Source organism: Microcystis sp. M_QC_C_20170808_M9Col (assembly GCF_007095495.1).
GTDB classification, from domain to species: Bacteria; Cyanobacteriota; Cyanobacteriia; order Cyanobacteriales; family Microcystaceae; genus Microcystis; species Microcystis aeruginosa.
On sequence record NZ_SFBZ01000015.1, the window covers coordinates 1 to 12,937 of the forward strand.

At 38.9% G+C, this 12,937-nt stretch carries 5 protein-coding genes; 1 reads left to right on the forward strand and 4 read right to left on the reverse strand.

Going from position 1 to position 12,937, the window contains the following annotated elements:
* Nucleotides 1-946: 946 nt before the first annotated feature.
* Nucleotides 947-4,525, forward strand: a complete 3,579-nt coding sequence (locus EWV68_RS01025) for a WD40 domain-containing protein (RefSeq protein ID WP_061432528.1) — start codon at nt 947-949, stop codon at nt 4,523-4,525.
* 24 nt (nt 4,526-4,549) lie between these two features.
* Here EWV68_RS01025 and EWV68_RS01030 read toward each other — a convergent pair whose 3' ends face one another.
* The 4 genes from EWV68_RS01030 to EWV68_RS01045 all read right to left on the reverse strand — a co-directional run bounded on the left by EWV68_RS01030 (nt 4,550) and on the right by EWV68_RS01045 (nt 12,532).
* Nucleotides 4,550-5,461, reverse strand: a complete 912-nt coding sequence (locus tag EWV68_RS01030) for a peptide arginase family protein (protein ID WP_072319816.1) — start codon at nt 5,459-5,461, stop codon at nt 4,550-4,552.
* Between the two features lie 316 nt (nt 5,462-5,777).
* Nucleotides 5,778-7,469, reverse strand: coding sequence for a TolC family protein (locus EWV68_RS01035; RefSeq protein ID WP_287168517.1), 1,692 nt, complete (start codon nt 7,467-7,469; stop codon nt 5,778-5,780).
* A gap of 790 nt (nt 7,470-8,259) precedes the next feature.
* Nucleotides 8,260-11,607 (reverse strand): type 2 lanthipeptide synthetase LanM family protein, encoded by a 3,348-nt coding sequence (locus tag EWV68_RS01040; RefSeq protein WP_287168519.1) that lies wholly within the window; start codon nt 11,605-11,607, stop codon nt 8,260-8,262.
* A 40-nt stretch (nt 11,608-11,647) separates the two neighbouring features.
* The gene (locus EWV68_RS01045) at nt 11,648-12,532 is read right to left on the reverse strand and encodes a GNAT family N-acetyltransferase (protein ID WP_287168520.1); all 885 of its coding nucleotides are present in this window, start codon (nt 12,530-12,532) and stop codon (nt 11,648-11,650) included.
* Between the last annotated feature and the right edge of the window lie 405 nt (nt 12,533-12,937).

Genomic DNA, 12,937 nt, shown 5'->3' on the forward strand with positions numbered 1-12,937 from the left:
TCAGTCTGTAGAGCGACCATAAGACCAGAACAGAGTAAATCTGTTAAGGCAGGTGCGGAACCCCGCAAGGGAAAGAAGCAGAAACCCAAATCGTGAGGTTTGGGAATCGCCGTCCGTTTACGGCGGTGAGGATGTCAACCACCGAAACCTATCTAACAAGAATCGCCCAACGAGAACAGTTAGAGATTCAGTTGAACCGTTACCGTCTCGAACGGGGGCTCTTCTCGACTTTGTGTGATAATTTTTGCTTATGGAATCGTGAAATGCTTACTGGGCAAGACTTTTAGGACTATTTTGCGGATATTCTATCAGTATAGACCCCGTTTCCACACAGAACCAGAAGAGCCGAACGGGAAACCGCCAAACGACAACTTCTATCCTTGACGGGGTTTTCCGCTCCTGAAACCACTGGGGAAACTACTGGGTAATGGGTTGATATTGTGACAGACCATTAATTGCGTTGAATAATTGTAAATTTTTCTGGAAAAGTGCGGTCAGAACTAGGAATCGTCGCTACAATGCTGAAAAGTACCGTTATTTTAGCCTATTGTCATACTAAATCTGGTTATTAAAAACTGATTATTTATTTTCCCTTTTGCCTGTCGCATGAGTGCCTCTCCTCATAACTAGCCTGTACTCAACGGATTTAGTATGAGTCCCTATTTTGATTTATCAATGTTTAGACATCTCCAAAAATTATAACCTAGTCACAGCTTGCTTTTAGTCTGCGTACTAACTAAATAGTTCGATGCCTGAAATGTATATCTATCGTTGCTAATTCAATTTCACTGAAAAAATATGAGGCAATTAAAATAATTTTTATTCGGGTAGATTCCTTAACTACAAAGACTTTTGGTCTTAAGATAATATTATGGAGAGGTCTTTTGTTGCTGACACTTTTTTAGCTAAACAAGTCCTTACTCACCTTTTTAAGGGGAAATAGCTTATGAATCTTGAAGAAGCCATGGCTTTGGCTGAGAACATAGTTTTTAATCACTCTGGCCAACATTTGAGCGATCTTGAACGGTTAATTTTTCAGGCATCGTGGACTGAAAATCGGCTTTCCTATGAAGAAATTGCTAAGACTTACAGATATTCGCCCAATTACATTAAACAAGATGTAGGTCCCAAACTATGGAATCGCCTGTCTGAAGCCTGTGGCGAAAAAGTCAAAAAAAGCAATTTTCGGGCTGTTTTAGAAAGACATAAGGCTAAAAACTTTTCTGGTATTAACCCAATTAAAGACTCGTACAAGCCAATTTTACAGACTTATACCCTATCGCAGTCAAAATTAGGGCAAGATTGGGGTGAAGCCCCAGAAATATCGGTATTTTATGATCGTCAAGAAGAAATTGCCACTCTTAAACAATGGATTATTAGAGAACGGGTTCGTTTAGTTGCACTATTTGGAATAGCTGGCATTGGAAAAACCTATCTCTCAATTCAGTTAGCCAAGCAAATTCAGGGCGATTTTGATTGGGTTATTTGGCGTTCCTTGAGTCAAGTTATGTCAATAAGAAAACTTCTACTTGATATTTTGTCAATTATCAGTCAAGATCAAGAAAACAAAGTTTTAGTAAGTGTTGATGACCAAATTTCCCTATTAATTGAGCATTTCAGACAACAACGCTGTCTGATCATTTTAGATAATTGTGAATCAATTATGTCCAGTGGAGTCCAAGTAGGATCTTATCAAGATGGTTTTCAAGAATATGGAAATTTCTTCAAACGAATAGGCGAAAGTTCCCATCAAAGCACTTTAGTAATAACCAGTAGAGAAAAACAAAAAGAAGTTTCTTTAATGCAAGGGGAAACTTTGCCAGTTCGCTCTTTACAGTTAAACGGATTAAGTGTCTCAGCCAGCCTTAAGTTAATTCAGCTAAAAGGATGCGAAAGTAAATCTGAATCTGATTCCCTTATCTTGATTGAAAAATATGGTAGAAATCCTCTTATTCTTAAATTAGTTTGTGGAATCATTAAAGATTTATTTAATTGCGATATTAGTAGTTTTTTACAAGAGCAAAGTTTTTTTGTTGATGAAATATCTAATTTATTTGAGGAACAGTTTATTAGATTATCTGATTTAGAGCAAAATATTCTTTACTGTATAGCTTTGAGTCAACAATCTTTATCGATCGATGATTTAAAAGCAGAAATTTTTCCTATTTCTCAACAAAATTTACTAATAAAATTAAAATCTTTAATTCAGAGATGTCTAATTGAAAAGTATCAAAACAAGTTCTTCTTACATCCGTCCATTAGAGAGTATTTAATTTATCGATTTATAAATCGGATTACTAGCGAGATAACAACGGGAGAAATAAATCTTCTTAATTGCTATGCCTTTCTCAATATTAATGGAAAAGAACATATCAGGAAATTACAGATAAAATTAACAATCAAACCTCTTATTGAAAACTTGTTGTGTATTTATTATACTGAAGAAAAACTTGTTGAGCGACTCAAGGAAATTCTCCTCACCTGGCAAGAACATAATCCTCAAAAACTGGGATATTTAGCCGGTAATATCATTAATATTTTTGGCTATCTTAATATTGACCTAACTGGTTATGACTTCTCCTATCTTAGTCTTTGGTCTAGTTATCTTCAAGATACACATTTACATCAAGTTAATTTGGCTTATTCCGATTTGAGTAAATGCGTATTTGCCAAACAAATAACCAATATTTTATCAATTGCTTTAAGCCCTGATGGACAAATTCTTGCCACAGGAGATGTCAACGGTGAGATTCATTTCTGGCAAGTGGCAGATAATCAACTTTTATTAAGTTGTAAAGGACACACAGAATGGGTTCACGCAGTTGCCTTTAGTCCAGATGGAAAAATGCTCAGCAGTGCTAGTAGTGATCAGACGGTGAAATTATGGTCTGTTGAGGATGGTAGTTGTTTATACACCTTTTTAGGAAATAATTGCCGCATCTATACGGTTGCTTTCAGCCCCGACGGAAAAATCTTAGCCAGTGGTGGCAATGACTACAATATTACTCTCCGAAGTGTGGATACTGGAGAATGTTTACAAACTCTGAACGGACATGAAAACACTGTTTGGTCAATCGCTTTTAGTAAAAACGGCAAAATGATTGTTAGCGGTAGCGAAGACCATACTCTCAAGTTGTGGGATACAGAAACAGGTCAGTGTTTGCAAACATTTAGTGGACATCGCCAATGGGTTCGATATGTCGCATTTAGTCCAGATGGTCAGCGTTTAGCCAGTGGTAGTGGCGATCATACAGTTAAAATTTGGGATATTAACCAAGGACGGTGTATCTTTACACTTGAAGGTCATACGGAGCGAATACGTTCAGTGGCTTTTAGTCCTCAAGGAAACTTGCTGGCCAGTGGGGCAGGAGATCACACCATTAGAATCTGGGATGTAGAAGAAGGGAAATGTCTCAAAACCATCCATGGCCATAATAATCGTCTAACTTCAGTGCTATTTAGTTCAGACGGTGCTATTTTAGTGAGTGGGGGAGAAGATCGAGCCATCAGGTTTTGGGAGGTTAACACAGGCCAATGTTGGAAAACTTGGCAAGGATATGGTAGTTGGATTCAATCAGTAGCCTTTAGTCCTGATGGCAAGACACTGGCTAGTGGTGAAACACGAACTGTTAGACTATGGAAAATTGAGACTGACCAATGGTCGAAGTTAGAAGGACATAAAGGATGGATCAGTTCTATCGCTTACAGTCCAGATGGAACTTTGCTAGCTACTGGGAGCAGTGATTATAGTGTTAGATTATGGGATACTAAGACTGGCCAGTGTTTAAAAACTTTATTAGGACATACTCGCTGGATTCGGACGATTACATTTAGCCCAGATGGGTTGACCCTAGCTAGTTGTAGTGGTGATGCAACGATTAAACTTTGGGATATTACCACAGGTCATTGTAGAAAAACGTTACATGGTCACACAGGCTGTTTATGGTCGATCCAGTTCAGTCCCGATGGACTTACTCTTGTTAGTGGCAGTGAAGACAAAACAGTAAAATTGTGGGAAGTTGAAACAGGGGAATGTTTGACGACTTTTACGGGACACGGTAGCTGGGTTTTGGCGGTGGCCTTTAGTCCAGAAGGTAATCTGATCAGCAGTAGTTCTTGTGACTCTAAGATTAAACTATGGAATGTCCAAAGCGGGAAATGTTTAGCAACCCTTCAAGGTCACGATAGTTGGATTCAGACCATTGCCTTTAATCCTCAAGGCGACATTTTAGCAAGTGGTAGTTGCGATCGAACCATTAAGCTTTGGGAGATGCCTTCAGGTCGAGACCTAACAACCTTAACAGGCCATAAACAGTGGGTTTTATCGGTTGCTTTTAGCCCTGATGGGCAATTGCTTGCCAGTGGGGGACAAGATGAAACGATTAAACTTTGGGATATGAAAACCGGTCGATGTTGTAAGACGATCAGAACTGAACGCCCCTATGAAGGGATGAGCATTACTATGGTTCGGGGATTGACCGAAGCTCAAAAAAATACTCTAAAACTTTTAGGAGCGATCGATTGACAGTGCTTATGAGTTGCAAAATCGCTAAGTTTTAACCGATAAAATATCTTGGATAGATTTTACTTCTACTGGATAAATACCCTGGAGTTTTTCGATTAAATTAGATTCAATAAATTGCCATTGATCGTCTGGGGTATATCCACTCAATCTCGAACGACAAATATCAATTAATTTAGGCTGGATTTTATTGTCAATGAGAAAGGTGCTAAACTTATCGATTCTTTCAAGAATTTCTGCTTGCGAAACTTTTAATGCTCGGTCTTTTTCGAGAAAAGATTCCATAACAGGTCGCTGCATAAAAAAGTAAGATTTACCATTTTTCTCTTTCATTTTAGCCGTTCCACCCAGCTTAATCCGAATCGGATCGTAGGGATTATTTAAGAAAGATTCATAGGTTTCTTTACTCACTTCTATTTCCAAAACCTCTCCCGCTTGGTTATCGCAAGAAAAATAGTCTAGATCGATATCCACAACGACAGTTTTTTCTTGATTGACAAGGGAATCTGTCGTCGTGATTAATTTATTTTTTAAAGGTTTTCTATCGAGATTAAAGAGTCCCGCCTTGTTGACATCTTCGGTTACAAATAAAATTTTTCCTTCCGCATTTAAAGAAAAAACATGATTCATGACCTCGGTTTGTTCAGCGTTATGAGTTTGTCTTAACCAATAAAGTTCATTAAAAATCCCCTGATAAATACTAGGAACAATAAAATCTGCAATTCCCAATTCTGTATAAGTAAAGTTATAAATATTTTCTAAGTCACCATTGAGTGAGTTAAGAGAGTGGGATAGATTAGGAGTACCAAAGTCCGAATGTTCATCAACATGAAGTAAAAGGTTTTTTTTGGGTGGAATCCATCCGTTTAAGACCGCATAGTTCCAAATAAAAAATGCTTCGTGGTGTTCTTCCATAATTAACAAGGGAATAGGTGACATAGATTTTTCCTGCATAGATAATTATTTAATTAGCAGATTAGCTACGATAACGGTCTGTGTCAAGACAGAAAAGTTCAGGTTTTTTCAGGACTTTAAGAATTCATGCCAAATATTTAACTCGAAGTTGAGATGCTCAGGACTAGATTATTTGGATTTTAGTCACTTTTTTGGCTCTTCGGTTTGTGTTATGCAATGGACGGGGGTTATAAGGGATGGAACCCTTATATAGAAAGGCATTTAGCGATTTTTGTCAATTGTTTTTGATATAGAGCGAACTAATCAATTAAGTCTCTTACCAGATAAGGATTTAGTCGATTTATGCCCCCCTATCGAACCATACCAAGTAACGAAAAACCAAACGATTATAAGTAATAATGGCATTAATTAAATTGTTCTGAGCCCGAACTAAACGATTTCGTGCATCGAGTACTTCCGTTTGGGTATTAACCCCAAGATCAAAACGGATTTCGGCTGCTTTAAGTGCCTCTTCCGCTCGCTTGATACTTTGAGTAGCCGTCTCAATATTCCTTAATTGGGGTTGTAGCTGATAATAGGCCCTTTCTACTTCTAGGCGAATGTTATTCGCTGTTTCCGAATACTGCTGCTCGGCGATTGCCATCCCTGTGGCGGCTTGTTTCGCTCTAGAGGTTGCGGCTCCCCCATCAAAAAAAAGCCAGTTAAAGTTTAAACCAAAAGCATAGCCATCCTCAGTTCCCTTTGGGGTAAAGCGATTTGGATCTTCACTGCTAAGAGATAATATATTATATTCAGCAAAAATACTGAGACTTGGTCTGATAACAGCTAAGGCTAACTGTTGCTGGGCGCCGCTACGTTGACGTTCGGCTAACCTTTGCTCTAGCTCCACGCGTTTTTTAAAAGCTAAGAGAATAGTTTTATCTAAAGGCAACTGCCATACTCCAGTTTGACTGACGGGATCGCCCGCTATCGGGGTTATCGAGGCGGGCAAATTCAAGATAGTTGCTAAATTTCGACGGGTTGTTTCTTGAATTGCTTGATTATTACGCAGTTCCTGAATGGCATTATCTAAATCGACTTGGGCATTCAGTAAATCCAACTTAGTAGCTAAACCAACATTGAGCATTAATTCTATGCTTTCAAGTCTTTTGGTTCGGTCATTAATATCGTTCTGGAAAATCAACACCTGGGCATCGGCTTGTTGTAAATCGTAATAAGCAAGAGCTACATCTAGGATTAATTGATCTTCTATCCTCGTTACTTCCAATTCATTAATTTTCAGAGTTTCTTTAGCCGAGTTAATGTTAGCCTGTCTGCCGGGAGAATAGATGTTATAAGATAAGGAGAGTTTCCCATCTACTGTTGTTGTAACAAAATTACTAATTTGGGCAATACTTTGTTGCGTCGATGCAATCTGCTCCTGCTGTGACTGTAATGAACTTTGAGCTTGTTGCAAATCCCTCGTTAAAAATTCTAGCTCAATGCTTTTTTTGATTTGGGTCTGTCCGGCGAATTGAGTTACGGCTGATTGCGGGACAAAAAAAGGACTTAGAGCTTCTATTTGTTGCGCTAAATCGGGAGCTATATCGGTGGGGGGAGAGGGTACAATAATGTTGTTAATTTGGTCTAATTCCTCTTGCTTGGCATTAACCCGCCCTTGCAGGAAATTAACAAGTGCTTGGCTATTTTGTAGCTGTGTTTCAAAACCATTGAGGGTGGCGATTTGCTGTTTTTCGTTTGCCTGAGCGGCAAGTTCACCACTAGCCGATAATGCCCGCGTTGCTGTTGTGGAAAGTGATAAAGTAGGATACAGAGCAGCTGTTGCTTCTGCTAACCCAGCACGACTTGATTCTAATTGGAGGATGGCTATTTTTAATTGCTGATTGTTGCGCTTTGCTAGTTCGATTGCTTGTTCTAAAGTAATGGCTATTAAATGTTCTTGACTTTGCTTTATGTCTTGTTCAGTTGGCAAAAGCAAGGGGTTAGGGTTGGAATTTAGCTCGGAGGGAAAACTCTGATTTTGTTTCTCCATTGGAATTTCTACAATATCATTACTAATTTTTTTCGAGTTTGTTTCAAGATAATTTTGTTTTTGCTGCAATATTTTTGGTTTAAAGGTAGTTTCTCTACTGCTATCTTTAATTGAAGATACATCGGGAAATCGGTTTGAAAAACTTGTTTGCAAAGGATTTGCTTCCGCCAACTCTACCTCTATCAAACTCAAGCTCAATATTAAAGAGTTGACTAAAATTTCTCTTAGCATCATTTTTAGTTATTGTTTTGGTTTTTCAACAGATATTATATACCACATTCTGCACTTTATGATTAATACTAAATCTGGTTATTAAAGAATGATTATTTATTCTCCCCTTTGCATGAGTGCCTCTTGCCGTTCGGCTAAGCTCACGGCCGAAACCTTTTGTCTCTCCTCATAACTAGCCTATACTCAACGGATTTAGTATAACGCTCTTCTGGAACTCTGGCAAAAATCTTACAGTCTCTCAACTCTAGCTCTCTTATGGGTAAGCCTTCAAACGAGTGCTAACTAACAGAAACCCGAAATTTGAGTTTTTATTAGAAAAAAAGTTAGCGTTCGCTTGTCAACCAAGAGTTTCAGAACCTAGATTCGGTCAGGGATTTCCGAAAGTCCCAGAAGAGCGATATATTACGCTCTCAATCTTTATGTAAAAAATCTGGCAACCATAAGCCGAGTAATATTACCAAGCCAATGATGACTAAGGCAACACTATAGCTGATTGCTTCATTAGAATTAAAGTTAGTCGGCATGATTAATTTAATTCCTCCCTATTAAGATAGACTGCTCACTCCCATAGTAATACAGAAGGTAAAGACTCAGGATGAGCCAGGCGAAGAAATTGGTAGCCAATACCAGACAAACCCTGAAAGAAACAGGGATTAAACACGGATGTCGGCAAATCAGCAAACAGTTGATATTTGCCTGTTTGAGAAGCTCGATTGACTACTCGACTTGCTAATTCTTGAGCAGCACTGTACCATTGCGGATTAGACAGTTTATGTGCAGCGACCCACATAACTTCACAGCGACCTAAATTGCCACAGCACAAATGATCCACTTCCTGCAAGGGAGTCTCTTGGGTTGTCTTGAGAGCCGCTTCAATATTAGCCAGAATTTCGTCAGTTTTATAGCTAGATAAACCGCCTAAACGTCCTAAACCAATACCAGGCGCTCCGTAGCACCAAGTTGACCAAAACACTGGTGCAGCAGAAGGCTCCTCAGTGGGGATGATTTGGCGCCAATTACCAAATTCTTGGAAAAATTTGCTATTTTCATAGGCGATCGCCTGTTGTGCGCCCCTTGAATAAGCCTGGTCTTGAGTCACCTCATAGAGTCGTAAAAGTGCATAGGCAATTCCGGCGGCCCCATGAGAGAAGCCAGTCAATGGTTTATAGGTATCTGATTTCTCGTTATAGCGCAAATCACAAAATTTCAGCAGATGTTGACCACAGGCTTGAGCCTTATCCAAAACAAAATTTGTCCCCGTATCCTGATAAAGAGCTAAAAGGGATAAAACTGTCCCAGCAGCACCCTTAACTATATCGAAATTAGTATCTTTATCAATAATCTCTTGGCTCATAAATTGAGCAACTTTTTGTGCTTCTTGAGAGAGATGGGGTAAATCGAGAAATTGTCGGATTTTGACGAGACAATAAATAATCGCACCTAGTCCTACTCCGCCGCCAATGCCAAAGTTATCGGCAAAAATTTTGATTGCCTCAGCATCCGCATTTTGTAAGAAGCTTTGTAAAGATTGAAGAGAATTAAGGCTTAACTTCTCAAATTTACTGTCCCCTGTCACACGGGCTAAGGCTGCAAAAAAGACAGCAACACCGCAATTGCCATCATAGAAACTTTCTCCCAAAGGTTGTAGCTGAAATCTCTCTGCTTTCGGAACAAAAGCTAAACTAATCCAAGAAAGACTACCATCAGAACCAATAATTCCCTGGTCTTCGATTTCTTGAGCAATCTCTATTGCTTTGGTAACAAACTGGTCGCCAGTCAACAGAGTCTTAGTAATTTCTTCCTGATTTTTAGACTCAATTTTGCTTCTTTCTGAGGAGAAACTTCCAGTAATTTTTGACTGAAAGGCCAACTGAATAATTCTAGATTGTTGAGCTAAGTCAGTTTCATTCATCCGTTTTAATCGTTGTTCAACTTGATTAAAACATGATCCTTTAAAATACTCCGGTATAGTCTGTTCACCACCTAAGTTGAGGTCATCGCTTACCGTAGCAGCACTAAAATAGGGAACATCTCCTAAGGAGATGGCTTGAAGTTCCATCTCTAGAATAGGCCAAGCTTGAGGTTTATTTTGGTTATTGAGAAAAGCCCGGCTCAAGATATCTGCTTCAATACTCCACTCTAGTCCATGTTTGAGAAATTCTGCCCCTCGCGTCTTATTGAGAACAGCCCCATAAACTTTGGTGGAACGGAACAGAAATCTGACTACCTGTGTCTGGAATGGCGATAAAGGTCCATTTGCTGCTAATAGGTTTTCCTTCTGTTCAATCAAGAAACGGTATACTTGTTCGAAGCCTGTAATCAATTCTTTTAGATAATCATTCGGGTAAAGTGGCTGTGAATTAAGCATAGGAACATTAGCTTGCAGAGGTCTATCTATTTTCTCCTGTGCTAAATACATATCGTCGGTGTTGATCGATTTCCAGACAGGAAATGGTACCGGCATAGGTTGAATATCAATACTACCCAATCCACTAACATCATAAGCGACAGAAGTGTCGATATTAAACTCCCAAGTCGGTAACAATGCCGTGCGTAAGACTGAATCAGACAATTGATTCATCGCTGCTTCTCCGGCTGTTTCATCTTCCGAATCTTCCATCCATTTAGCTTCATGGTGCATGATTGTTTCTAGATCAATCATCACCAGTTGATCGCCGTAGGCAATTAAATTCTCGTGGTGAAAATCATTTGCTCCTAGAAAATATAACAAACATAACAATCTTCCCGCCTGTAAATAAAAACGTTTAGCAGCGGCGGTATCTTGACAAGGTTTTTGTTCAATGTATTCGCTCCATCCATAGGTTTGTTTATCTAAAATCCGAAGAATTTTCAGGGGAGATTGTGCAGAACTTTCTAAGTTTTCTAATTGTTGATTTAACCAAGATAAAAGTTGGTTAAAAGCTATGTCAACCCCTATTTTTTTCGGTTTATAAACTAACTTTAGCCCCGAGGCAAAAGTTAGCACGATCACAGAACGTCCTTGATGATGAAGATCAGACAAGTCCGGCTTAATTTCTTTAATTTTTCCTAGCTGATTTTCTGATATTTTAGAATCAATCGAATCATTTATCTGGGAAAATTCTCCCTTAATTTCTAATAAATCATTTTCCAGTCTTTCTAGAAATTCTGCCGTTGACTCAACCCAAAAATCAATAGTGGTTGCAATAAACCTACCTAATACGGGATATTTTTGAAAAAACCCCAAGAATCCATCTGATAATAATTTATCAACAAAAGCTAGATATTTTTTGTTACCTGATGTAGTTTTATTGTTCGGAATTATTAAATTGAGCAAGTTTTTCCCGAGGGGACGAGAATGAGAAAACTCAAAATCTAAAGTTTTTACTAAAAGATAAAAAAGTCTTTGGTAAAGACCATCTTCTAGACTTAGATAAGCAGATTCTTCCAATCGTTTTAAAGGCAAATTTTCGTCAGATAATGATTCTACTCCTAAGCGAGCAAGAAGTTTTTGTCTTCCAACCAGAACCAAAGGTAAAAAAACATCTTCAAAGGGTTTAGGGTCATTAGAATCTCTGGGCAAGGGTTCGAGATTTTCTTGGGTTAATTGTGCAACTGTTTCTATAATCTCAGCTAGGGTTAAAGCCCAACTGGGTAAGGAGTAAGTTTCAGGTTCTAACTCTGTACCAAGTACTCGCAAAACTGCATCGCGTTCCCAACCATTCCACTCTAGACGTTTGTAAAATTTATCCCAATCTCCAGAGGCACTGACTTTACACCAATGATTCAAACGAATATTTGCTATCTCTTCATTAAATGGGCTTGAGATAGTCGATGTTGTTTGATGACTGAGACGTTCAGAAATAAACGTAGCTTGACAGACGATCTTGGCTAATTCTGGTTTTAAATCAGATGGGATTGCGCTCACAAAAAAAGCCTCCTTCTTTTAATTTTCATCAGATAACTTACTATAACACTTTAGAAACACCTCTAGATTCTTTAATTGACATCATATAGCTTGCCATTCGCCGTTTAACAAAACTCAACATGGCTGGATTATCCTTGGATACTGTCCACATTCCGTAGGGGATATGGCTACTACACTGGATTTTAATCGACTCGGCTAATAAAGGAATGCCACGCCCGACCTTTTGTAGCTCTTTCTTGACAAAAAAGCTACTGTAGCGGATTGTATCTGGTGCAAGACGATGGGTTATCATCCAGCCGATGACTTCTTTTTGATAACGAAGTCCTAAACTGTTGAGTGGCTCTCTTTTGTCTTCCTCTAAAAAAGGTGAAAGAACTTCTGGATACCACGCCTGAGTATTTTGTTTTTCTAAAATTCTACTTCGTTCTGCTTCCGTTAAATCAGACCAAGGAAAGATTGTAAAACCAGCAGGTAAACTATATTTGTGTAGCCAGGATGCTTGAATCATCTGCTCTTTGATCGCCTTACAAATTAACACCCGTAACTCTGGCGGTGTCCAACCTGCTTTTTTCAGTATATGTTCTAAAGACGGAGTTGTCGTTTGGTCGCTTGTATAAACTAATTCAACATACCGACAACCTCGTTGCTTAAACACCTGCTCTAAATGCGCGAGTAAGGCTGTGCCAATCCCCTGACAACGATAGGGGGATTCAACAAAGATGGAGAGGATGATAGCTGCTTCTTCTTCAGGGTAAAGCCTAGCCAGACCTAAGCCAACTGGTTTTTGCTCAACACTTGCGCCAATGGCAACAAGAGAGTCTTCAAACTGCAAACTTTGTAAAGCAGTTTGATAAGAGGGAAAGGTCATTTCCAAATATTGAAGCCAAGCCAACCCCTTCAATTCAGTTAATGAATAATTAACCATTCTGTTGCATACAATGTTAATCTTCGGTCTGATAAAAATTAAAAGCGGATTTGGTATTAGACCAATAAGGGAAACCTCGATTAACTGTACCTATTGCCAAGAAAGCACCAAAAGTGTTGATCTTTTTCAGCAAGGTATTTTTCGAGGTTTTCAGAAACCGGATTCTAACAAGTAGCATCTGTAAGATTGCTAACAATGATACAGACGGGAGCATCTCATTTATGCTAGGGGTGGCTCATTCCCTTGTATACGTGATTCTACAAATGATTATCGTGTTGTTACAACCGCGGCGACCGCCAGCTACAGCTTCTAACTCTTGTTCGCTCAGTTCCGCATCTCCCTTCTTGGTGTTAAGAAACTCATTCGCTTCGTCAAGAGTGAAGTTGCAGCCATTCTCTTGTCCTA

Excerpts from the sequence above, each read along its gene's own strand:
- EWV68_RS01025 (WP_061432528.1), top strand. The coding sequence starts at position 947 with ATGAATCTTGAAGAAGCCATGGCTTTGGCTGAGAACATAGTTTTTAAT.
- EWV68_RS01030 (WP_072319816.1), bottom strand. The coding sequence starts at position 5,461 with ATGTCACCTATTCCCTTGTTAATTATGGAAGAACACCACGAAGCATTT.
- EWV68_RS01035 (WP_287168517.1), bottom strand. The coding sequence starts at position 7,469 with ATGGAGAAACAAAATCAGAGTTTTCCCTCCGAGCTAAATTCCAACCCT.
- EWV68_RS01045 (WP_287168520.1), bottom strand. The coding sequence starts at position 12,532 with ATGGTTAATTATTCATTAACTGAATTGAAGGGGTTGGCTTGGCTTCAA.